Source organism: Streptomyces sp. NPDC048659, assembly GCF_040650575.1.
Lineage (GTDB): Bacteria > Actinomycetota > Actinomycetes > Streptomycetales > Streptomycetaceae > Streptomyces.
On the sequence record NZ_JBEZHM010000001.1, the window covers coordinates 101,285 to 122,741 of the forward strand.

The window sequence follows — 21,457 nt, forward strand, 5'->3', positions numbered from 1 at the left end:
CCCGTTCCCGCGCGCCCGCACGCGCCCCTTTCACTCCGCTTTCCCCACGGGAGACCCGTATGTCCTCGTCCCTGTCCCGTCGCGCCCTCGGCGGGGCCGCCCTCGGGAGCGCCGCCGCCGTCGCCCTCGGCGCCCCGGCCGCCGCCGCCGCTCAGAACGGCCAGGACGGTGCCGCCGCCGTGGCGGAACGTCCCTTCCGGGCCGCGCCCGGACGCCACCCCAAGCGACCCAACATCCTCTTCATCCTCGGCGACGACCTCGGCTGGGCCGACCTCTCCTCGTACGGCTCCCCGCACATCCGCACCCCGCACCTGGACCGGCTCGCCCGCCAGGGCGTCCGCTTCACCGACGCGTACTCCGGCTCCGCGACCTGCTCCCCCACCCGCTTCAGCCTCTACACCGGCCGCTACCCCGGCCGCACCGAGGGCGGGCTCGCCGAGCCCATCGCCGACAAGTCCGTCGGCCTCGACCCCACCCACCCCACGCTCGCCTCGCTGCTGCGCGGGGCCGGCTACGCCACCGCCCTCATCGGCAAGTGGCACTGCGGCTACCTGCCCGACTACTCCCCCACCCGCTCCGGCTGGGACGAGTTCTTCGGCAACTTCGGCGGCGCGCTGGAGTACTACTCCAAGCTGGGCCTCGGCGGCGAGTACGACCTGTACGAGGGCGACGCCACGTACAAGGACCTGCGCTACTACACCCGGATCCTGACCGAGCGCGCGAGCGAGTACGTCTCCCGCGACCACGACCGGCCCTTCCTCCTCAACCTCAACTTCACGACCCCGCACTGGCCCTGGATAGCCGACGGCGACGAGGAGGCCGGCGCCGAGATCGTCCGCCGCATCAAGGCCGGCGACCGGTCCGCCCTCTGGCACCAGGACGGCGGCTCGGTCGAGAAGTACGCGGAGATGGTCGAGGACCTCGACCGCTCCGTCGGCCAGGTGCTCGCCGCGCTGCGCCGGGCCGGCCGCGAGCGCGACACCCTGGTCTTCTTCGGCAGCGACAACGGCGGCGAGCGCTTCTCCTACAACTGGCCGCTCGCCGGGAACAAGGGCTCCCTCCAGGAGGGCGGCATCCGCGTCCCGTCCATCCTGCGCTGGCCCGCCGCCATCGACGGCGGCCAGGTCAGCGACCTGCCCGTGTTCTCGCCGGACTGGACCGCGACCCTCCTGGAGATCGGCGGCGCCCGCCCGCACCCCGCCCACCCGCTGGACGGCACCAGCCTCGCCGGGCACCTGCTGCGCGGCCACGCGCCCGCCGAGCGCGACCTGTTCTGGCGGGTGCGCGGCGAGCGGGCGCTGCGCCGGGGCGACTGGAAGTACTACCGGGGCAAGAACGGGCGCGACCAGCTCTTCCACCTCCGCGAGGACGCCCGCGAGCAGGCCGACCGGGCGGTGTCCGAACCGGCGCGGCTCGCCGCGCTGCGGGCCGCGTGGGAGCGGGTGGACGCGGGGCTGCTGCCGTACCCGGGCTGATCCCGGGCCCGCCCTCCGCTCAGGGAGCCTGCGCCGCCGTCGCCGTGAAGCCCTGGCCGTCCGCGTCCGTGACGGTCAGGGTGCGGTGCTCAAGCCGGTAGCGCAGCGGGCCGTCGAGGGCCTCGTACATCCTGGTCTCCAGGTCCATCTGCGGGCCCGTGCAGATCATCCGGGTGGTCGCGAGCGCGCCGAGGGTGATCGTCTTCGCCTTGGTGTCGATCTCCGCCGGGGCGGTGACCCTGTTGCAGCCGAGGCTGCCGGTGAGCCGCCCGTCCTTGCCGAAGGTCAGCACCGCCTTGCCCGCGGCGCCCGCCGGGAGGGACGCGGCGGTCTTCCCGGAGAGCAGCGCGTCCACCGTCCAGGCCGTGCCGGTCAGCGGGGCGTCGGGCTCGGCGGTCAGCTCCACGCCCCGGCGCCCGTCGGGCGAGGTCAGGGTGAGCGCCGTCCCCTTCAGCCCGCCCTTGAGCTCGCCGCTGAACGCCTTCAGGAACGCCGCCTCGAAACGCGCCTGGTCGGCGGGGCAGCCCATCGCGGTGACCTCGCTCGGCGCGACGGTGAGGGAGTCGCCGGACACCGTGACGGCGGCGCCGAAGGCGTTGCAGCCGCTGCTGCCCCGGACCCGCCCGTCCGCCGTGAACGCCACCCGCGCCCCGGGCGGGGCCACCGACCGGGCGCCGTCGACCGTGACCGCGCCGACGGTCCAGTCGGTGCCCGCGACGGGCAGCGCGGGAGCGACGGTCCCGGCGCCGGGATCCGCGCCCCGCTGCGTACCGCAGGCGGCGAGGAAGACCAGCGGGACCAGGGCGGCGTACACGCGCGGCGTCTTCATGGGGGTGGGACGGGCGAGGCCGCCGGACGGTTCCGGGGCCTTCCGGACGGGGCCGGGACCCCTCCCGTACGGAGCCGAGGCCCCTTCCGTACCGGCCCGCTCAGCCCATCAGCGGCAGCAGCCCCGCCAGGTCCGCCCGTTCCCCGCTCGCGCTCACCCGGGCCGCGTCCAGCTCGGCCGCCCACTCCGCGCGGCCGGTCGCCAGCCGGATCCAGGTCAGCGGGTCGGTCTCGACGACGTTCGGCGGGGTGCCCCTCGTGTGCCGGGGGCCCTCGACGCACTGCACCACCGCGTACGGCGGGATCCGCACCTCCACCGAGCCGCCCGGCGCCCGCGCCGCGAGCGTGTCGGCCAGCAGCCGGGTGCAGGCGGCGAGGGCCTGCCGGTCGTACGGGATCTCCACGCCGGTCGCCGCGCTCAGGTCGTCGGTGTGGACGACCAGTTCGACGGTCCGGGTGACCAGGAAGTCGGCCAGGGTCATCGCCCCGAAGCTCACCGGGAGCAGCCGGGTGTCCGGCGCCGCCGCCACCGCCGTCGCGTACGCCGCCGCCGTCCGCTCGTACAGCCCGGCCAGGTCGTCGGTCGGGACCTCCCGGGTCCGCTCGTCGATCCGCCCGGCCGCCGAGGCGGTCGCGGACGGCCAGTCGAGGAGGGCGAGTTCCCGCGCCGCCGGCTCGGGCGCGGCCAGCAGCTCGGGCACCGAGCCGACCATCCACGCGAGGTGCCCGGCCAGCTCCCGCACCGTCCACGTGCCCAGCCGCGTGGGCCCGTCGAGCGCCTCCGGCGGGAGCGCCCGGAGCGCGTCCCGCACGTGCCCGAACTGGGCGGAGACGGCGGCGCGGGTCTTGGCGGAGTCATAGGAGCGGACGCGCTGGGCGCGCTTCTTGGTGGGTGGCATGGCCCGAGGCTAACCGCGAGACTGGAAGGAAGGGACCAATCGCGAGCGAAAGCAGGCGAGGGGACCATGACCCATCACGAACACCCCGACGCCGCCCTGGTCCGCCGGGGCTACGAAGCGTTCGGCTCGGGTGACATGGAGACGCTGGCGGGGCTGATGACCAGCGACTGCACTCACCACGTACCCGGCGGGAGCCGGATCGCGGGGCACTACAAGGGCCGGGACAACGTCCTCGGCGGCTATTACGCGAAGCTCGCCGAGCTGACCGGCGGCACCTTCCGCGTCGAGCTCGGCGACGTCTTCGTGGACGGGCGCGGGCACGCCATGTCCGTCCACCGCTTCCACGCCGACCGCGGCGACCGCGGCATCGAGATGGCCGGCGGCCTCTTCTTCACCCTGGTCGGCGGCAAGATCACCGACATCGACGAGTGCGTCGCCGACATCGTCGAGGCGGACTCCTTCTGGGGGCGGGAGGACGACGGGGCCTAGGACGGTCAGGGGGCGTGGGGCGCGGGCTCCGGTGCGGTGAAGACCTCCCCGTTCGCCGGGACGCCGACCCCGGTCCAGGTGAAGGGGACGCCCCGCGCGGTGTCCAGGTCGGGGCCGTCCATGAGCTGGAAGTGGACGTGCGGCTCGGAGGAGTTGCCCGAGTTGCCGCAGCGGGCTAGCTCCTGGCCCGCGCGGACCCGGTCGCCCGGCCGCACCGCGAGCGAGCCGCGCCGCAGGTGCGCGTACATCGCGTACGTACCGTCGCCGAGGTCGAGGACGAGGTGGTTGCCGGTGACCCGGCGCGCGCCCGCCAGGCCCCGGAACCCCGCCTCGACCAGCAGCATCAGGACCAGCGCGGGCAGCGAGCCGCGGCTGAGGTGGTCGCGCTGGCGGTCCTCGGCGTGCGTGACGGTCCCGTCGGCGACCGCGAGGACGGGCGCGTCGAAGGCGGGGAAGTCCGCCGGGCGGCGGAACACGGGCCACAGCCACGCGAAGCCGGGCCGGGGCCGCTCCCCCTCCGCCGCCTCGCGCGTGATGTCGATCGCGTACGTCTGGCCGAGGTGGTGGGTGCCGTGGCTGGGGGTGCGGTCGGCCGGGCTGTTCAGCGCCGACCAGCGGCCGGTCACCGGCGGGTCCACCGCGAGGGGCGGGACGGTCCCGGCGGCGGCGAAGCGCTTGCGGGCGCTCAGCGAGAGCCCGAGGCCGAGGCCCGCGGCGGCGATCGCCGGGAGCCAGCCCGCCGCGTACGGGTAGGGCGGCTCGACGAAGACAGAGCCGACGGCCTGGACGACGAACACCAGCCACAGCGCGCGGTGCAGGAGCAGCAGTGCCTTGCGGGAGGACATGGGCTTCCCCTCGGGAGTCGTGGTCACGGGCGGGCGGCGGTGAGGACGACGAGGAGCGGGACGACCCGGGCGGCCGGGACCTCGTGGCGTCCCCGGCCGGTGGACTGGAGCCAGCCCGCGGCGGTCAGTTGGCGCAGGTGGTGGTAGACCTGCCCGGTCGTGCCGGTGTCGTCGAGCTCCGCCAGCTCGGCGGCCGTGCGCCGGCCGCCGAGGACCTCCCGCAGCAGCCGGAGCCGTACGGGATGGCCGAGCGCGGCGAACGAGTCGGCCGTCGTGGCCCAGTCCTCGTCGAGCAGCCGCTCCGTGAAGGCGCCGAACTGCCACTCGTACCGCTCCTGGGTCGGCAGCCGGACCGTGCCGGTGAACAGCACGGCGCCGTCCTCGCCCGCCGCCCCGGCCCCGGCGAGCTCCGCCTTGAGCCCTTCGAGGGCCCAGAACGTGCCGTCCACGCGCGCCGGCGCCGGGGCCTCGGCGCCTTCCAGGGCGGCCATGCGTCGCTCCAGCTCGGCCACTCGCTCTTCCAGATCCATGACATGGAGATTACGTAATTACGTAATCCTTGCGCAAGGGCGGGCCGGATCCGGGCACGGAGAAGCCCCCGCCCGGGACCCGAAGGTCCGGACGGGGGCTCCGTCGTACGGTCGATCAGGCCAGCAGGCCCGGGATCGTCGCCTCGTGCGCCGTCCGCAGCTCCTCCAGGGAGAGCGTGAACTCGCCCTGGACCTCGACCGCGTCGCCGTCGACCACGCCGATCCGGGTGGCCGGCAGGCCCCGCGCGCCGCACATGTCGGTGAAGCGGAGCTCCTCGCTGCGCGGGACGGACACGACCGCGCGGCCGGCCGACTCGCTGAAGAGGAACGTGAACGCGTCCAGGCCCTCGGGCACGACCAGGCGCGCGCCGTTGCCGCCGCGCAGGCAGGACTCGACGACCGCCTGGACCAGACCGCCGTCGGACAGGTCGTGGGCCGCGTCGACCATGCCGTCGCGGGACGCCGAGATCAGGATCTCGCCGAGCAGCTTCTCCCGGTCCAGGTCCACGGCCGGGGGCAGACCGCCGAGGTGCTGGTGGATCACCTCGGACCAGGCCGAGCCGCCGAACTCCTCCTTGGTGTCGCCCAGCACGTAGAGGAGCTGGCCCTCTTCCGCGAAGGCGATCGGGGTGCGGCGGTTGACGTCGTCGATCACACCGAGGACGGCCACGACGGGCGTCGGGTGGATGGCCACGTCGCCGGTCTGGTTGTACAGCGACACGTTGCCGCCGGTGACCGGGGTGCCCAGCTTCAGGCAGCCGTCCGCGAGACCGCGGGTGGCCTCGGCGAACTGCCACATCACGGCCGGGTCCTCGGGCGAGCCGAAGTTCAGGCAGTCCGAGATCGCGAGCGGCTTGGCGCCGGAGGCGGCGACGTTGCGGTACGCCTCCGCCAGCGCGAGCTGCGCGCCCGTGTACGGGTCGAGCTTGGCGTACCGGCCGTTGCCGTCGGTCGCCATGGCCACGCCGAGGTTGGTCTCCTCGTCGATACGGACCATGCCGGCGTCCTCGGGCTGCGCGAGCACCGTGTTGCCCTGCACGAAACGGTCGTACTGGTCGGTGATCCAGGACTTCGACGCCTGGTTCGGCGACGAGACCAGCTTCAGGACCTGGTCCTTCAGCTCGGCGCCGTCCTGCGGCCGGGGCAGCTTGCCGGCGTCGTCCGCCTGGAGCGCGTCCTGCCACTCCGGGCGCGCGAACGGGCGGTGGTAGACCGGGCCCTCGTGCGCGACGGTGCGCGGCGGGACGTCGACGATCTGCTCGCCGTGCCAGAAGATCTCCAGCCGCTCGCCCTCGGTGACCTCACCGATGACGACCGCGATGACGTCCCACTTCTCGCAGATCTCCAGGAAGCGGTCGACGTGCTCGGGCTCGACGATCGCGCACATGCGCTCCTGCGACTCGCTCATGAGGATCTCCTCGGGCGAGAGCGTCGCGTCGCGCAGGTGGACCAGGTCGAGGTCCACGCGCATGCCGCCGGAGCCGGCCGAGGCCAGCTCGGAGGTGGCGCAGGAGAGCCCGGCGCCGCCGAGGTCCTGGATGCCGGCGACCAGCTTCTCCTGGAAGATCTCCAGGGTGCACTCGATGAGGAGCTTCTCCTGGAAGGGGTCGCCGACCTGGACGGCGGGGCGCTTCGTCGGCTTCGTGTCGTCGAAGGTCTCCGAGGCCAGCACGGAGACGCCGCCGATGCCGTCGCCGCCGGTGCGGGCGCCGTAGAGGATCACCTTGTTGCCGGGGCCGGACGCCTTGGCCAGGTGGATGTCCTCGTGCTTCATGACCCCGATGCAGCCGGCGTTGACCAGGGGGTTGCCCTGGTAGCAGGAGTCGAAGACGACCTCGCCGCCGATGTTCGGCAGGCCCAGGCAGTTGCCGTAGCCGCCGATGCCCGCGACCACGCCGGGCAGCACGCGCCGGGTGTCGGGGTGGTCCGCGGCGCCGAAGCGCAGCGGGTCGACGACGGCGACCGGGCGGGCGCCCATGGCGAGGATGTCGCGGACGATGCCGCCGACGCCGGTGGCCGCGCCCTGGTAGGGCTCGATGTAGCTGGGGTGGTTGTGCGACTCGACCTTGAAGGTGACCGCGTAGCCCTGGCCGACGTCGACGACACCCGCGTTCTCGCCGATGCCGACGAGCATGGCGTCGTTCTCGGGGACCTTCTCGCCGAACTGCTTCAGGTGGACCTTGCTGCTCTTGTACGAGCAGTGCTCGGACCACATGACGGAGTACATGGCGAGCTCGGCGCCGGTGGGACGGCGGCCGAGGATCTCGCGGATACGCTCGTACTCGTCCTCCTTGAGGCCGAGTTCCTTCCAGGGCTGCTCGACGTCGGGCGTCTCGGTCGCGTGCTTGACCGTGTCCAGAGTCATCAGGCGTTGACCAGCTTCTTGAGGATCGAGGTGAAGAACCCGAGGCCGTCCGTCTTGCCGGTGCCGATCAGCGGCTCGACGGCGTGCTCCGGGTGCGGCATGAGGCCGACCACGTTGCCCGCGGCGTTGGTGATGCCGGCGATGTCGCGGAGCGAGCCGTTGGGGTTCACGTCCAGGTAGCGGAAGGCCACCCGCCCCTCGCCCTCCAGCTCGTCGAGCACCCGCTCGTCGGCGACGTACCGGCCGTCCATGTTCTTGAGCGGGACCTCGATCTCCTGGCCCTGGACGTAGTCCGAGGTCCAGGCGGTCTCCGCGTTCTCCACCCGCAGCTTCTGGTCGCGGCAGATGAAGTGGAGGTGGTTGTTGCGCAGCATGGCGCCCGGCAGCAGGTGGGCCTCGGTGAGGATCTGGAAGCCGTTGCAGATGCCGAGGACGGGCATGCCCGCCTTCGCCTGCTCGATGACCGACTCCATCACCGGCGAGAAGCGCGAGATGGCGCCGGCCCGCAGGTAGTCGCCGTAGGAGAAGCCGCCGGCCAGGACCACGGCGTCGACCTGCTTGAGGTCCTTGTCGCGGTGCCAGAGCGACACGGGCTCGGCGCCCGCGAGGCGGGCGGCACGCAGCGCGTCCTGGTCGTCGAGCGTTCCGGGGAACGTGACGACGCCGATGCGTGCGGTCACGACTCCACCTTCACGATGAAGTCTTCGATCACGGTGTTGGCAAGGAAGGTTTCGGCCATCTCATGGATGCGGGCGAGGGCGGCCTCGTCGACCGGTCCCTCCACCTCCAGCTCGAAGCGCTTTCCCTGGCGGACGTCGGCGATGCCCTCGAATCCAAGGCGGGGCAGTGCACGCTGCACCGCCTGTCCCTGGGGGTCGAGGATCTCCGGCTTGAGCATGACGTCGACTACGACGCGTGCCACTGGCACTCCCGGTGGTGTGTTGCGTGGGCGGTTCCCTCAGCGTACCTGCCTCCAAATTCTACGCGGGTAGAAGTCTGAAGGATCCTACAAAGAGCCCTCCGGCACCACCCCGATGAATTCAAGTGGAATATCACCCGCCGACCGGGACACGCGGAAACAATTGAGTGGGCTTCACAATGCGCCACCCGTCGCTGTACAAAGGGAATGCAGAGAAAAAACCCGACGTGCGCAGTCGGGCGCGGACGAGCACCAGACCAGCGCAGTATTGCCCCTAGGAGCCCCGCCACCTCGGCATCACCGCACGTCAATGCGGTGGCACCGGACGGGACGGCGCGGCGCTCCACAGGAAAGGACCGATATCCGTGGCTCAGCGTGTGGTGGTCACCCTCTCCGACGACATCGACGGCGGAGAAGCGGCAGAAACGGTCGCGTTCGGCCTGGACGGGAAGATGTACGAGATCGACCTGAATCCCGCCAATGCAAAGAAACTGCGCAAGGCGCTCGCGCCCTACCTGGCCGCCGGCCGGAAGCTGACCGGACGGACCGGCGGCGCCGCGCGCCCGCTGCCGGAGGGCGGCTTCACGCACACCGCGCTCGCTCCCGCCCCGGCCGCCGTCCGCGCCTGGGCGCAGTCCAACAAGATGGAGGTGCCCGCCCGGGGCCGCATCCCGAAGCGGGTCTACGAGGCGTTCCGCGCGGCGGGCTGACGCGGCGTCGGACCTCGATTTGCATCCCACCCCCCATGATCCGCTAGAGTCTGGAGCACGCCGAGGGGCGAGGCCGAAAGGCCCCGGACCTCACGCAGCGTGCGGGTGTAGTTCAGTAGCAGAACAGCCCCCTTCCAGGGGGAAGGCGCAGTGTGCAATCCCTGTCACCCGCTCTGCATCGCATTACCGAGCACTCCGGTGCATCAGGTAGAGTGGTGCTCGCGCCGCCCGGTGAAAGCCGAGCGGAGGCAATGCGGACGTGGCTCAGTTGGTAGAGCATCACCTTGCCAAGGTGAGGGTCGCGAGTTCGAATCTCGTCGTCCGCTCAGGGAGCGAAGGCCCCGGTTCATCGAACCGGGGCCTTCGTCGTGCACCCCTCTCCTCAGCCGCGACGCTGTGGCCACCACCACAGCGCGGGCCCCCGGAAACCGTGTCATCGGCACCCGGAACGTTGGGTATAGTTAGCAGCGCGCTACGGCGCATGCGGACGTGGCTCAGTTGGTAGAGCATCACCTTGCCAAGGTGAGGGTCGCGAGTTCGAATCTCGTCGTCCGCTCCATGAAGAAGCCCCCGGTCGAATCGACCGGGGGCTTTCTCGTGCCCCGCGTACCCCTCGTCCCCTACCAGGCCGTCCCGGTCAGGCGCTCGTACGCCTCGATGTACTTGGCGCGGGTCGCGTCCACGATCTCCTGCGGCAGCGCCGGCGGCGGCTGCTCGCTCTTGCGGTCCCAGCCGGAGGCCGGCGAGGTCAGCCAGTCCCGCACGAACTGCTTGTCGTACGAGGGCTGGGCGCGGCCCGGCTGCCACTCGTCGGCCGGCCAGAAGCGGGACGAGTCCGGGGTGAGGACCTCGTCCGCGAGGACCAGCGTCTCCCCCGCGAAGCCGAACTCGAACTTGGTGTCCGCCAGGATGACGCCCCGCTCCCGCGCGATGTCACGGGCCCGGCCGTACACGTCGAGCGTCGTCCGGCGCAGCAGCGCCGCCTTCTCGGCGCCGACCTGGCGGGCGACCTCCTCGTACGAGACGTTCTCGTCGTGGTCGCCGACCGCCGCCTTGGTCGCCGGGGTGAAGATCGGGGCGGGCAGCTCGGAGCCGTCCGACAGGCCCTCGGGCAGCGCCAGACCGCAGACCGTGCGGGACTGCTCGTACTCGACGAGGCCGGAACCGGTCAGGTAGCCGCGGGCGACGCACTCGACCGGGACCATCTCCAGCGACGTGCAGATCAGCGTGCGGCCCTCCCAGTCGGCGGGGGCGCCGGCCGGGAGCTCGGTGGAGAGGACGTGGTTCGGGACCAGGTCGGCGAGCAGGTCGAACCACCACAGGGAGAGCTTGGTGAGGACCCGGCCCTTGTCGGGGATCTCGGTGGGCAGCACCCAGTCGTACGCGGACATGCGGTCGCTCGCCACCATCACGAGCCGGCCCGCCTCGTCGCGGTACAGGTCGCGGACCTTGCCCGTGTGGAGATGGGTGAGGCCCGGGACCTGTACGGGCTCGGGCTTTTCTACGAATCCGGACACGGTTCCTCCGCGTAGGTTGATCCAGGAGCGTGTCCGATTCTCTCGCACCTCCGGCCGGAGCCGGGCGCCGGGCCCTGTGACGTGGCCCTCCGGGGCCCGGGGCGGGTGCCGGGCGGGCTCCGGACGGGGCTGCGGGCGGGCCGCCGGCCGGGGCTTGGGGCAGGGCTGCGGCCGGGGCTTGGGCGCCGTCAGGGGCTTGGGCGCCGTCAGTCGCGCTTGCAGATGCGGTCGAGGAGATTCGCCGTGGCGCGCTGGACACGGGCGTCCACATGGCCCGGCCGGTCCAGCGCCGGGGACCAGGCGAAGGTGCCGGCGGCGAACACCCAGGCGCCCGACGGGGCCCGGTACAGGCTCGTCTCCTGGTGCCGCAGCGCCCCCTCGCTGTCCCGGTACGGCGAGTGGGCCAGCAAGATGCGGCCCTGGTGCTCGGGCAGCGGGGTGCGCGGGAAGTAGCGGTCCGCCTCGCCCGCGACCAGGCCCGGGATCTCGTCGCCCTCGCCCGCGCCGGTGGCCTCCCACAGCCAGTGGTCCGCGTTCCGCACCACGAGCGGGTGCGGTTCGGGGACCCGGCCCGCGTACTGGATGCCGAGGAGCTGCTGCTCCGGCCGGTCCACCTCGCGCCACAGCGCCGGGCGGCCGGGCCCGCGCCGCTTGCGGCAGGTGAGCAGCCGGTCCGGGGCGCCGGACGGCGAGGGGCCCAACTCCACCTGCCAGTACATGGTGTTGGCGGAGAGGAAGACGAGCGAGGTGCCCTGGTCGCGGGCGAGCTCGGCGGTCCGCCGCATGGGCACCGACCAGTACTCGTCGTGGCCCGGGAAGACCAGGCCCCGGTAGCGGCTCGGGTCCACCCGGCCCGCGTGCAGGTCGCGGGTCTCCGCGTACGCCAGGTCGTAGCCGTAGCGCTCGGCCCAGCGGATGAAGTCGTAGGCGTGGCCCACGTGCAGCGGCAGGCCCGCGCCCGCGTACGGGCGGTCGAAGGAGACGGTCACCGCCGCCTCCTCCTCGCCGAGCAGCCGGCCCTCCTCGTCCCAGGCGTGGTAGAGGCTGGCGCCCGTCCGGCCGTCCTCCGGATAGAGGTTGTACGCCTGCCAGGTCACGTCCGGCAGCACGAGCAGCAGGTCCGCCGGGTGGCTGTCCCTGATCGTGAACGGGATGTGCGAGCGGTAGCCGCCGACCGTCGTCAGCACGGCCACGTAGGCGCCGATCGACCAGTACGTGGGGACCTGGAGCCGCCAGGACTGCCACCAGTGGTGGCAGGAGACCGTCCGGTCCGCCGTCAGCGGGGCGGGCTGGACGATCCCGGACACCCGGGGGCTCGTCTTGATCTTGGCGGCGCCGTCACCGCCGTAGTGACCGATCCGGTAGATGTCGACCGAGAACTGCTGCGGCGGGTCCACGGTGATGTGGAAATCGATCGCCTCGCCGGGCGCGACCGCGCCGCTGGAGACGAAGCCCTTGATCTGCCCGTGCACGTCGTCCGCGGTCCGGGGCCCGCCGAGCCCGCCCCGGGCCAGGGTCTCGTCGGCGTACCAGGGCACGATGTGACCGGTGTCGTCGAAATAGTTGTCGGAACCGCGCAGCCAGGGCAGCGGGCCCTGGCCGAAAGGATCCGAGACGGCATGGGCGAGCGCGCCCGATTCCCACCGCCTGATCTGCTCCGCCCCCATGCTGCGCCCCTCCCTCGACTCCCCCGGCCGGCTGGTCAGTGCCGCTGGATTCTGCCTCTGTCAGTGCCGGTCTCCAGCACATCACATAACGCACGCACTCCGTCACCGTTCGTCGTGAATTGACGAGAGTGGAAGCCGGGACTCCGGTGTGGTTCCACGGGCAAAGGGGCCGGTGGGGGCGGGTGAGCGGGCAGGGGCGAGGGGCGCTGGGAGGGGGTGGGGAGCGCCGCTTGGCAGGGGTGGGGAGCGGCGCTGGGCAGGGGTGGGTGAGCCGCCGCGGGTGGGGGTGGTGAGCGGGGGTGGGCAGGGGTGCGTGAGCCGCCGCGGGCAGGGGTGTGTGAGGCGGTCGTGGGGGCCCGTGTCAGAGGAGCCGGACGGGCTTCTCCGGGCGTACGCCGGTCCTGGCGAGCCACGCGCGGAGCGGCTCCGGGTCGCCGTCCTCGACGAGGGCGAGGACCGCGCCGTTGAGATCCGTGCTGCGCTTCCCGGCCACCAGCAGCGCGGGCCCGTCGAGCCAGTCGAGCCCGGGGGCCGCCTCCGTCGTGTCCACCGCCGCGCAGCAGACCATGGCCGCCACGTGGTCGGCGAGCAGGTCCCGCCCGGTGCGGGGCGGCTGGAGCGGGAACAGCGGCAGCGCGCCGTCGGGCCCCTCGGTCTCGGGCACGACGGGCCGCAGCCCCTCCTCCCGCGCCGCCTGGGCGGTGAGCGCGGCGGCGAGCACGTCGGCGGCGGGATTCGCGACCGTGTCCGGGACGTCGGCGTCCGGGGCGTCGACGGTCGGGACCTCGGCGTCCGGGAGCTCCACGGTCGGGAGGGCCTCGGCGTCCGGGAGTTCGGCGCCCGCCGTGTCGGCGTCCTCCGTGTCGGCGTCCGGAAGCTCCTCGTACGGGGCCGGGGCCGGGCGGGGGCGGGACGGGGTCGTGAGGTGGGCCATCACGCGGGACAGGGTCGGGCCGTCCGGGGCGTCGGCCGCCTCGGGGTCGGCGGGCGCGGGGCGGTGCGGCGCGGCGCCGTCGCCGAGGCGGTCGAGGACCTGGTGGAGGCGGGCCGCGTCGGCGCGCCACTTGCGGTCGACGACCTCCTCCGGATACTCGCTCCACTCCACCGGTGCCCAGTCCGGGCCGGGCTCGGCCGGGCCGCCGTGGAAGAGGCGGGCGGCGAGCAGCGAGGTGGCCGCGTCCACGGTGCCCGGCTGGTCCAGGAGGTCGCAGGCGGGGCGCTCGCCGAGCCGGGAGGCGAAGCCCTCGGCCAGCCGGTCGCGGCGGGAGAGCTCGGTGAGGGCGGAGACCACACCCGCGTCCAGGCGCGCGGGCCAGCGGCCCATCCGCCAGGCGGGCAGCGCGACGCGGGTCAGCAGCCGGTCCCAGCCCGCGTACGCCAGGCCGACCTGCTCCTGGGCGACGATCCGTACCCCGTAGTCCACGGCCTGCGCGCGCTCCGAGCCGGCCGCGGCGACCCCGCGCTCCATCTCGGCGGCGTGGGTGCGGCAGCCGATCAGCATGATCCTGGCGATCCGGCCGACACCGCGCGCGCCCAGCCGGCGGACCGGGTCGAGCCCGGGGCGCCGGGGCACGGCGACCGCCGCGTCCAGCCCGCGTACGAAACGGCGGGCGGCGGCTATGTCGGGGTGGGCGGCCGGTCCCGTACCGGCGACGACGGGGGCGAGGACCGCGCGGAGCTCGGCGACGCGCATCCACCAGAGGAAGGGCGAGCCGATGACGAGGACGGGCGACTCGCCCGCGCGGTGCCGTCCGTGCGCCCGGTGGGAGCGGTCCTCCAGCCAGCTGTCGCAGTCCGGGGTCAGGGCTATCGCGGAGGGCGCGGGAACCCCGAGGCGGTCGGCGAGCTCGCGGACCATCCGGTAGAGGTCGGGGGCGGAGGTCTCGGCGAGCTCCACCGTCGGCGTCAGGGCCGGGCGGGCCCGGGCGACGACGAGGGCGACGGCCGCCGCGACGAGGAGCACGACGACGGCGAGGACGCTGACCACCCAGCGGGCGGTGTCCCAGCCGGGGCCCGTGAAGTGGCCCGTGGCGCCGCCCGCGTGGAGGACGACGGCGACGGCCGCGGGAAGGACCGCGACCCCCAGTGCCCTGCCGCGGACGCGGAGCACGGCCAGGGCGCGGACCCGCGCGGCGCGCGCGCCGAGCTCGTCGCCCAGCTCCGAACCGGATTCGGACACGCCGTCCATCACCCCCTCCTGCCCTCGTCGGGACTACCCGTGGCGGTGTTGCTCACTCCCCCACTGTGGCACCCGTCACTGACATCGCAATGCCGGTGGGCCAAGTGCCGGAACACCGCCGGAACGCCTTCGCCGCACCCTAGTTGGGGCGTCGGCGGGCGTCATCCAGACGGGCGAACCGTCACTCGATGGAATGGCTTTGGCTAAAGGTGATGGCGTCGGTACGGCCGTGCTGTTCCGCGCTGTCTTCGCGCGGGGAACGGCACGGCCGTGCCGGATTCCCTCCGGTGCGGCCCGGTTCGGCCGCGTTCCGGTCCGGTCCGCTCAGGCGCCGGCGGCCTTGAGCGCGATGTCCGTACGGTGCTGGGAACCGTCAAGGCGGATGCGGCCGACTGCCGCGTACGCCCGCTCGCGGGCCTGCGCCAGGTCCGTACCGGTGGCGGTCACCGAGAGGACGCGTCCGCCGGCGCTGACGACGGCCTCGCCGTCCCGCCGGGTGCCCGCGTGCAGCACGTACGCCTCGGGGGCGTCCGTCGCCGCGACCTCGGCCAGGCCCTCGATCGGGTCGCCGGTGCGCGGAGTGTCGGGGTAGTTGTGCGAGGCGACGACCACGGTCACGGCGGCGTCGTCGCGCCAGGTCAGCGGCGGCTGGTCGTCCAGGGTGCCGTTGGCGGCGTTCAGCAGGACACCGGCGAGCGGGGTGCGGAGGCGGGCCAGGACGACCTGCGTCTCCGGGTCGCCGAAGCGCGCGTTGAACTCGATCACCCGCACACCGCGGCCGGTGATCGCCAGGCCCGCGTACAGCAGCCCGGAGAAGGGGGTGCCGCGGCGGCGCAGCTCGTCGACGGTCGGCTGGAGGACGGTCGCCAGGACCTCGTCGACCAGCTGCGGGTCGGCCCAGGGCAGCGGCGAGTAGGCGCCCATGCCGCCGGTGTTCGGGCCCTCGTCGCCGTCGAGCGCGCGCTTGAAGTCCTGCGCGGGCTGGAGCGGGAGGACGGTGGTGCCGTCGGTGATGGCGAAGAGGGAGACCTCGGGGCCGTCCAGGAACTCCTCGATGACGACCCGGTCGCAGGCCAGCGCGTGCGCGCGGGCCGTGGCCAGGTCGTCGGTGACCACGACGCCCTTGCCGGCGGCGAGGCCGTCGTCCTTGACGACGTACGGAGCGCCGAAGGCGTCCAGCGCCTCGTCGATCTCCTCGGGGGTGGTGCACACGTAGCTGCGGGCGGTCGGCACGCCGGCGCCGGCCATGACGTCCTTGGCGAACGCCTTGGAGCCCTCCAGCTCCGCGGCCTCCCGGGACGGGCCGAAGGCGGGGATGCCGGCGGCGCGCACGGCGTCGGCGACACCCGCGACGAGCGGGGCCTCCGGGCCGACGACGACCAGTTCGGCGCCGAGCTCGGTGGCCAGGCGGGCGACGGCGTCGCCGTCGAGCTGGTCGACGGCGTGCAGCTCGGCGACCTCGGCGATTCCGGCGTTGCCGGGCGCGCAGTGCAGAGCGGTGACGTCGGGATCGAGGGAGAGGGAGCGGCACAGGGCGTGTTCGCGGGCGCCGCCGCCGATGACGAGGACCTTCACGCCTGCCAGGGTAGCCCGCGGCGCGCGATGGCCTTTGTGCGGGCCACCGAGCGAGACGCCGCTACTCGTTGGTGTATTCCTCCAGGACGGTGGCGCCGAGCTCGCGCACGATCAGGTCGTGGCCGGAGAGCGCGGAGTCGACGAGGTCCGGGTCGTCCTCCTCCGGCACGTCGTCCTCGGGCGCGACGGGCGGCGGGGCCTGCGGGGCGGGCGCCTGCTGCCGCGGGGCCTGGGCGGGGGCGGGAGCCGCCGCGGGGGCGGGAGCCGGGGCCGGGGCCGGGGAGTACTGGACGGGCGGCGCGGCCTGGACGGGAGCGGGCGCGGGCGCCGCGGGGGCGCCGCCGAAGCCGCCGGACGGTGCCCCGCCGGAGAAGCCGCCGCCGCCGGTGGGCGGCTGGGCGCCGCCGCCGGAGGGGTCGATGATCGCCTCGATGCGCCAGTTCACGTTGAACTGCTCGGCGAGGGCGGCCTTCAGGACGTCTTCGCTGCCGCTGCTCGCGAAGTTGTCGCGGGCGCCCGCGTTGAGGAAGCCGAGCTGGAGGGTGGTGCCGTCGAAGCCCGCGACCTGGGCGTTCTGCGAGAGCAGGATCCAGGTGAAGCGGCGGCGGTTCTTGACCGCCTCCAGGATCTGCGGCCACATGTTCCGCACCTGGCCCGCGCCCGCGGCCATGCCGCCGCCGGAGGCGGGCTGGGCCTGGGCCGGGGTCTGCGCCGGGGGCTGGGCCTGCGGCGGGGCGGGGGCCTGCGCGGGCGCGGCGGCACCGGGCCAGGCGCCGGGCGCGCCGCTGCCGGGCCTGGCGGCCCCGGGCCAGGCCCCGGGCTGCGGCGCGGGCGCGGCGGGGGCGGCCGGCTGCTGGAAAGCGGCCGGGGCGGGCTCGGCCGCCGGGACCGGCGCGGCGGGCGGCGCGGCCTGTACGGGAGCGGGGGCGGGGGCGGCCTGCACGGGCGCGGGGGCGGGGGCTGCCTGCACGGGCGCGGGCGCGGCGGGCATGGCGGGGCCCGGCGGCAGGTGCGCCTCGGCCTTCGGCGCGTACCCCATCTGCGGGGCGGGCGAGCTGGTGGTGAAGACGGGCGCGGCGGCGGCGGCGCCGCGCTCCAGCCGGTCGAGCCGGGCCTGCAGGGAGCGCTCGTCGTCGAAGGCGGCGGGCAGCAGCACGCGCGCGCAGATGAGCTCCAGCTGGAGCCGGGGCGAGGTGGCGCCGCGCATCTCGGTGAGACCAGCGTTGACCAGGTCGGCGGCGCGGCTGAGCTCGGCGGAGCCGAAGACGGACGCCTGGGCCTGCATCCGCTCGATGACGTCGACGGGGGCGTCGACGAGGCCCTTCTCCGCGGCGTCCGGGACGGCCGCGAGGATCACCAGGTCGCGCAGGCGCTCCAGGAGGTCGGCGACGAAGCGGCGCGGGTCGTTGCCGCCCTCGATGACCCGGTCGACGACCTCGAAGGCGGCGGCGCCGTCGGCGGCCGCGAACGCCTCCACGACGGAGTCGAGCAGCGAGCCGTCCGTGTAGCCGAGCAGGGACGTCGCCATCGCGTACGTCACACCCGCCTCGGTCGCGCCGGCGAGGAGCTGGTCCATCACCGACATCGAGTCACGCACCGAACCGGCGCCGGCCCGCACGACCAGCGGCAGCACGCCGTCCTCGACGGGGATGCCCTCGCGCCCGCAGACGTCGCCCAGGTACTCGCGCAGGGTGCCGGGCGGCACGAGCCGGAAGGGGTAGTGGTGGGTGCGCGACCGGATGGTGCCGATGACCTTCTCGGGCTCGGTGGTCGCGAAGATGAACTTGAGGTGCTCCGGCGGCTCCTCGACCACCTTCAACAGGGCGTTGAAGCCCGCCGAGGTGACCATGTGCGCCTCGTCGATGATGTAGATCTTGTACCGGCTGGAGGCGGGCCCGAAGAACGCCTTCTCCCGCAGGTCACGGGCGTCGTCCACGCCACCGTGGGAGGCCGCGTCGATCTCGATGACGTCGATCGAGCCCGGCCCGTTGCGCGCGAGGTCGCGGCAGGACTGGCACTCCCCGCACGGGGTGGGGGTGGGGCCCTGCTCGCAGTTCAGACAGCGGGCCAGGATCCGCGCGCTGGTCGTCTTGCCGCATCCGCGGGGGCCGCTGAACAGGTACGCGTGATTGACCCGGTTGTTCCGCAGCGCCTGCTGCAGCGGGTCGGTGACATGCTCCTGCCCGATGACCTCGGCGAAGGACTCGGGGCGGTAGCGGCGGTACAGCGCGAGAGACGACACGTATACGAGGTTATAGGCGCCCACCGACAACCCGGGCATGACGACGGCCTGGGAACGCAAGCGCCCCCCACGCACCCGCCAGAGCCGACCTACCCTTGCTGCCTTCCGGCCCTGGGGGAGTTCAGTCAGATAGCGCCACGTGAGGGGCTCCGCCCAGAGTACCCGATCCGGGCCCCTCCCCCGACCCCTCCCCCACCACCCCGTCGACCTGCCCTCTTCCCTCCCTCTTCGCCGACCCCCCGCCTCGCATCGTGTGCACGAGCACCCCCTCCGGTCATGTAATGTTCTTCCCGGAGGATTCGCCTAGTGGCCTAGGGCGCACGCTTGGAAAGCGTGTTGGGGGCAACCCCTCACGAGTTCGAATCTCGTATCCTCCGCCAGCACCCGACAGGGTGTCCGAAGGTCCCGACCGCTCAGCGGCCGGGACCTTCGTCGTTGTGGCGCCATGCCGCGCCGCGCCACAGGCGCCGGGCAGTGGGCCAGGGTCTTCGTTCCGAGGTGCAGCATGACGTTCTTCCGGTGCCGGGTGTGCCGGCGGGTGCTCAGTGCGGGGGTCGTCGAGCGGGTGCTGCCCGAGGCCGACTCCGATGACGGGTGGCATCGGCCCGAGGCCGCTCCCTCCGGTGCCGACGGGCACACGGACGCGCCCGTCGTGCGGATGCCCCCGGGCACCTTCGCCGTCGATCCGGAGCCGTCCGGGCCGCCGTACGTCCTCGACGAGGGGTCCGGGCTCCTCGTCGAGTCCGGGCCGCGCGGCACGCTCGTGCTCCACCCGGACGACGGGCTCGGCATGGACCCGCACCCCGACCCCGCCCTGCGCCGCGGCTACTGCTGCGGGATGGACGGCGAGTGGGGGCCCAACCTGGTGTGCGGCTGCGGCGCGGTCGTCGCCACCCGCTACTCCGACTGCTACCAGGTCCAGGAGCTGCGGCTGCTGCCCGACGCCGTCGAGCGCGCGCCCGCGCGGGCGGTCAGCTCACCCTCGTACTGATGGTCACCGTGTTGTTCGCCGGGCGCGGGTCCGGGGTGGTGCTCGTGACCTCCGCCGAGTTCCTGATCTCCGCCGGGTAGGTCAGCAGCGCCCGCACCGCGATCGCGACCGTCACGTCGCCGCCCCTGGGCAGCGTCCCGAAGGAACACGTCACCGTGTCCGTCGTCCCCGGCGCCGGGTCGTCGCAGACCCCCGCCGACGGCGTGGCGCTCAGGAACCGGCCGCTCGCCGGCAGCCGGTCCGTCAGCACCACGTCCGCCGCCGCCGTCGGACCGTTGTTGTGCACCCGGACCGTGTACGTCAGGGTCCCCCCGTCCGCCACCGGCTCCGGGCTCGCCGACAGCGCCGCGCTCAGGTCGGCGCTCGGCCGGTGCACCGCCACCGTGTGCGCCGCGCCCGCCGCGATCGACGTCACGCCCTCCAGCAGCCGCGCGCACGGCGCCTTCTGGCCCGGCGCGCACACCCGTACCGGCGTCAGCGCGTCCCCGCCCGACGTACCGTCCCCGAGCTGCCCCGCCGCCCCCGAGCCCCAGGCCCGGACCGTGCCGTCCGCGCGCAGCGCCACGCTGTGGTGGCCGGTGACGCCCGCCGCGACCGCCGTCACCCCGCTCAGGTACGTCTCGCAGCCGCCCGGCCCGCAGACCTGGACCGGCACCTTCCGCGACGTGGTCGTCCCGTCGCCGAGCTGCCCCGCCCCGTTGCCGCCCCAGGCCACCGCCGAACCGTCCGTACGGGCCGCCAGGGCGTGGAAGGCGCCCGCCGCCACCGACCCGACCCCCGTCAGGAACGCCGTGCACGGCGCCGTCTGCCCCACCGCGCACACCTGGACCGGGCTGGTCGCCCGCACCCCCGTACCGTCGCCGAGCGCGTCGCCCGATCCCCAGCTGTGGACGGTGCCGTCGCCGTGCACCGCCAAGCCGAAGGACTCCCCCGCCGCCGCGCCCACCACGTCCGACAGGCCGAGCACCTGCACCGGCGTCGTCCGGGTCGTCCGGGTGCCGTCCCCGAGCTGCCCGCCGCCGTTGGAACCCCAGCCGGCCAGCGTGCCGTCCGAACGCGTCGCCAGCGTGTGCCGGTGGCCGGGCGCGAGGCTCGTGACGTTGCTGAGGAAGGAGGCGCAGGGGCTTGTCGTGTACAGGGCGCAGACCCGTACCGGCGTCGTCCGGTCCGTGTCCGTACCGTCGCCCAGCCGGCCGCCCGCGTTGCTCCCCCACGTCACGACCGTCCCGTCGGCGAGCAGCGCCGAGCTGAACAGGTCGCCCGCCGCGACGGACACCGCGCCCGTCAGATACGCCCCGCACGGCGCGCCCTCGCCGCCTGCACCGCCTGCACCGCCTGCACCGACCGCGCAGACCCGGACCGGCGCGGACCGGTCCGTCCTCGTGCCGTCGCCGAGCTGCCCGGAGGCGTTCTTCCCCCACGCGACGACCGAGCCGTCCGCCAGCAGCGCCACGCTGTGCCCGTCACCGGCCGCGACCTTCACCGCCGTGTCGAGCGGCGCGGTGCACGGAGCCGGGCCGCACACCCGCCCCGGCACGGCGCTCTGCGCGACCGTCGTGCCGTCGCCCAGCTCGCCGGAGGCGTTGGAGCCCCAGGTGACTACGGTGCCGGGGGTGCCGGGGCGGATGTCTCTGTTGTCGCCGGTGCCTGTGCCGGTGCCGATGCCGGTGCCGGTGCTTGTGTCGCCGTCGGCTTGGGCGAGGGGCGCGGTCAGGGTGGGGATGAGGAGGGCGGTGGCCAAGGCCAGGGCCCTGGCCACCGATCTGAGCGGGGCGGCGGGCATACGCGCTCCTTTAAGGGGGTGCCTTGGCGACATCCTCACCATGGGGCGCTTTCCGGGCGCCCGTGCGGGAGCGACACTTCTCCTTCACCCGATCAGAGCGGTCCCCCCTGCCTGCCGGCCCCGGCTCAGTCGAAGTCGTCGCCCGCGAGGAGCAGGGCCAGTTCCTGGAGGATCTGTTCCGTGCCGGGCTCGACGTCCGCCGCCTCGTGGGCGTCGGCCAGGGCGTCGAAGGCCAGGATGAAGCCGTTCACCAGTGCGCTCAGCGGTTCCGAGAGCTGGCTGAGGACGGCGAGCCCCGCCTCCTCGGCGGTCGCGCCCTCCGGTACGGAGAACTCACTGGGGATGACCTCTCCGAGCAGGTCCGAGACCAGGCTCTCGTCCACTCCCCCGCGGAGCGCCGTCAGGGCGCCGATGGCCTTGAGTTTGATCTCGTTCTCCCTCAC

Annotated in this window: 18 protein-coding genes, 4 tRNA genes and 1 other RNA gene; 8 read left to right on the top strand and 15 right to left on the bottom strand. The window is 73.9% G+C overall.

Annotation, left to right across the window (positions count from 1 at the left end):
• Positions 1-59 precede the first annotated feature (59 nt).
• Positions 60-1,475, top strand: coding sequence for a sulfatase-like hydrolase/transferase (locus tag AB0C99_RS00465; protein ID WP_362467694.1), 1,416 nt, complete (start codon positions 60-62; stop codon positions 1,473-1,475).
• A gap of 19 nt (positions 1,476-1,494) precedes the next feature.
• Here the strand turns inward: AB0C99_RS00465 and AB0C99_RS00470 are convergent, their stop codons facing one another.
• Together AB0C99_RS00470 and AB0C99_RS00475 are read right to left on the bottom strand one after the other, a co-directional pair.
• Positions 1,495-2,304 (bottom strand): META domain-containing protein, encoded by an 810-nt coding sequence (locus tag AB0C99_RS00470; protein ID WP_362467696.1) that lies wholly within the window; start codon positions 2,302-2,304, stop codon positions 1,495-1,497.
• A gap of 100 nt (positions 2,305-2,404) precedes the next feature.
• The gene (locus tag AB0C99_RS00475) at positions 2,405-3,202 is read right to left on the bottom strand and encodes a sterol carrier family protein (protein WP_362467698.1); all 798 of its coding nucleotides are present in this window, start codon (positions 3,200-3,202) and stop codon (positions 2,405-2,407) included.
• Positions 3,203-3,268: 66 nt separating this feature from the next.
• Here AB0C99_RS00475 and AB0C99_RS00480 point away from each other — a divergent pair, with 66 nt between their 5' ends.
• Positions 3,269-3,691 carry a nuclear transport factor 2 family protein gene (locus AB0C99_RS00480; protein WP_362467700.1) on the top strand — a complete coding sequence of 141 codons (423 nt, stop codon included), beginning with the start codon at positions 3,269-3,271 and terminating at the stop codon, positions 3,689-3,691.
• A gap of 5 nt (positions 3,692-3,696) precedes the next feature.
• Here the strand turns inward: AB0C99_RS00480 and AB0C99_RS00485 are convergent, their stop codons facing one another.
• From AB0C99_RS00485 to purS, 5 genes are all read right to left on the bottom strand, one after another.
• Entirely contained in the window at positions 3,697-4,536 is an 840-nt protein-coding gene (locus AB0C99_RS00485; RefSeq protein ID WP_362467702.1) for a M23 family metallopeptidase, read from the bottom strand.
• A gap of 23 nt (positions 4,537-4,559) precedes the next feature.
• A complete protein-coding gene (locus AB0C99_RS00490; RefSeq protein WP_362467704.1) occupies positions 4,560-5,066 on the bottom strand; it encodes a winged helix-turn-helix domain-containing protein in 507 nt (168 codons plus the stop codon).
• 115 nt (positions 5,067-5,181) lie between these two features.
• Entirely contained in the window at positions 5,182-7,431 is a 2,250-nt protein-coding gene (purL, locus tag AB0C99_RS00495; RefSeq protein WP_362467706.1) for a phosphoribosylformylglycinamidine synthase subunit PurL, read from the bottom strand.
• The gene (gene purQ / locus AB0C99_RS00500; protein ID WP_362467708.1) at positions 7,431-8,111 is read right to left on the bottom strand and encodes a phosphoribosylformylglycinamidine synthase subunit PurQ; all 681 of its coding nucleotides are present in this window, start codon (positions 8,109-8,111) and stop codon (positions 7,431-7,433) included. Before purQ ends, purL begins: the two co-directional genes overlap by 1 nt.
• Positions 8,108-8,353: a phosphoribosylformylglycinamidine synthase subunit PurS gene (gene purS / locus AB0C99_RS00505; protein WP_362467710.1), complete on the bottom strand. Its 246-nt coding sequence runs from the start codon at positions 8,351-8,353 to the stop codon at positions 8,108-8,110. Before purS ends, purQ begins: the two co-directional genes overlap by 4 nt.
• A 362-nt stretch (positions 8,354-8,715) precedes the next feature.
• On the opposite strand from purS, the gene AB0C99_RS00510 reads away from it, so the two are divergent.
• The 4 genes from AB0C99_RS00510 (at position 8,716) to AB0C99_RS00525 (ending at position 9,619) form a co-directional block, all read left to right on the top strand.
• On the top strand, positions 8,716-9,060 hold the full coding sequence (locus AB0C99_RS00510; RefSeq protein ID WP_362467712.1) for an Lsr2 family protein: 345 nt from the start codon (positions 8,716-8,718) through the stop codon (positions 9,058-9,060).
• 101 nt (positions 9,061-9,161) lie between these two features.
• Positions 9,162-9,233: transfer RNA gene (locus AB0C99_RS00515), tRNA-Gly, on the top strand.
• Positions 9,234-9,313: 80 nt separating this feature from the next.
• Positions 9,314-9,386: transfer RNA gene (locus tag AB0C99_RS00520), tRNA-Gly, on the top strand.
• A 157-nt stretch (positions 9,387-9,543) separates the two neighbouring features.
• Positions 9,544-9,619 (top strand) — tRNA-Gly (locus AB0C99_RS00525).
• A gap of 61 nt (positions 9,620-9,680) precedes the next feature.
• Here the strand turns inward: AB0C99_RS00525 and AB0C99_RS00530 are convergent.
• The 6 genes from AB0C99_RS00530 to ffs form a co-directional block, all read right to left on the bottom strand.
• Positions 9,681-10,577 carry a phosphoribosylaminoimidazolesuccinocarboxamide synthase gene (locus AB0C99_RS00530; RefSeq protein ID WP_362467714.1) on the bottom strand — a complete coding sequence of 299 codons (897 nt, stop codon included), beginning with the start codon at positions 10,575-10,577 and terminating at the stop codon, positions 9,681-9,683.
• Between the two features lie 206 nt (positions 10,578-10,783).
• Positions 10,784-12,244 carry a N,N-dimethylformamidase beta subunit family domain-containing protein gene (locus AB0C99_RS00535; RefSeq protein WP_362467716.1) on the bottom strand — a complete coding sequence of 487 codons (1,461 nt, stop codon included), beginning with the start codon at positions 12,242-12,244 and terminating at the stop codon, positions 10,784-10,786.
• A 361-nt stretch (positions 12,245-12,605) separates the two neighbouring features.
• Entirely contained in the window at positions 12,606-14,432 is a 1,827-nt protein-coding gene (locus AB0C99_RS00540) for a hypothetical protein (RefSeq protein ID WP_362467718.1), read from the bottom strand.
• A gap of 315 nt (positions 14,433-14,747) precedes the next feature.
• On the bottom strand, positions 14,748-15,998 hold the full coding sequence (purD, locus tag AB0C99_RS00545) for a phosphoribosylamine--glycine ligase (protein WP_362467720.1): 1,251 nt from the start codon (positions 15,996-15,998) through the stop codon (positions 14,748-14,750).
• A 61-nt stretch (positions 15,999-16,059) separates the two neighbouring features.
• Entirely contained in the window at positions 16,060-18,240 is a 2,181-nt protein-coding gene (locus AB0C99_RS00550; RefSeq protein WP_362467722.1) for a DNA polymerase III subunit gamma and tau, read from the bottom strand.
• A 53-nt stretch (positions 18,241-18,293) separates the two neighbouring features.
• Positions 18,294-18,392, bottom strand: an RNA gene (ffs, locus tag AB0C99_RS00555) — signal recognition particle sRNA small type.
• Between the two features lie 140 nt (positions 18,393-18,532).
• Here ffs and AB0C99_RS00560 point away from each other — a divergent pair.
• Positions 18,533-18,620 (top strand) — tRNA-Ser (locus AB0C99_RS00560).
• A gap of 125 nt (positions 18,621-18,745) precedes the next feature.
• Positions 18,746-19,231, top strand: coding sequence for a hypothetical protein (locus tag AB0C99_RS00565; protein WP_362467724.1), 486 nt, complete (start codon positions 18,746-18,748; stop codon positions 19,229-19,231).
• On the opposite strand, the gene AB0C99_RS00570 is transcribed toward AB0C99_RS00565, so the two are convergent.
• Positions 19,212-21,014: a hypothetical protein gene (locus AB0C99_RS00570; protein WP_362467726.1), complete on the bottom strand. Its 1,803-nt coding sequence runs from the start codon at positions 21,012-21,014 to the stop codon at positions 19,212-19,214. The genes AB0C99_RS00565 and AB0C99_RS00570 overlap by 20 nt on opposite strands.
• Positions 21,015-21,139: 125 nt before the next feature.
• Entirely contained in the window at positions 21,140-21,457 is a 318-nt protein-coding gene (locus AB0C99_RS00575) for a hypothetical protein (protein ID WP_362467728.1), read from the bottom strand.

Excerpts from the sequence above, each read along its gene's own strand:
- AB0C99_RS00475 (WP_362467698.1), bottom strand. The coding sequence starts at position 3,202 with ATGCCACCCACCAAGAAGCGCGCCCAGCGCGTCCGCTCCTATGACTCC.
- AB0C99_RS00485 (WP_362467702.1), bottom strand. The coding sequence starts at position 4,536 with ATGTCCTCCCGCAAGGCACTGCTGCTCCTGCACCGCGCGCTGTGGCTG.
- AB0C99_RS00535 (WP_362467716.1), bottom strand. The coding sequence starts at position 12,244 with ATGGGGGCGGAGCAGATCAGGCGGTGGGAATCGGGCGCGCTCGCCCAT.
- AB0C99_RS00465 (WP_362467694.1), top strand. The coding sequence starts at position 60 with ATGTCCTCGTCCCTGTCCCGTCGCGCCCTCGGCGGGGCCGCCCTCGGG.
- purL (WP_362467706.1), bottom strand. The coding sequence starts at position 7,431 with ATGACTCTGGACACGGTCAAGCACGCGACCGAGACGCCCGACGTCGAG.
- AB0C99_RS00490 (WP_362467704.1), bottom strand. The coding sequence starts at position 5,066 with ATGGATCTGGAAGAGCGAGTGGCCGAGCTGGAGCGACGCATGGCCGCC.
- AB0C99_RS00565 (WP_362467724.1), top strand. The coding sequence starts at position 18,746 with ATGACGTTCTTCCGGTGCCGGGTGTGCCGGCGGGTGCTCAGTGCGGGG.
- AB0C99_RS00540 (WP_362467718.1), bottom strand. The coding sequence starts at position 14,432 with ATGGACGGCGTGTCCGAATCCGGTTCGGAGCTGGGCGACGAGCTCGGC.
- AB0C99_RS00480 (WP_362467700.1), top strand. The coding sequence starts at position 3,269 with ATGACCCATCACGAACACCCCGACGCCGCCCTGGTCCGCCGGGGCTAC.
- AB0C99_RS00570 (WP_362467726.1), bottom strand. The coding sequence starts at position 21,014 with ATGCCCGCCGCCCCGCTCAGATCGGTGGCCAGGGCCCTGGCCTTGGCC.
- AB0C99_RS00470 (WP_362467696.1), bottom strand. The coding sequence starts at position 2,304 with ATGAAGACGCCGCGCGTGTACGCCGCCCTGGTCCCGCTGGTCTTCCTC.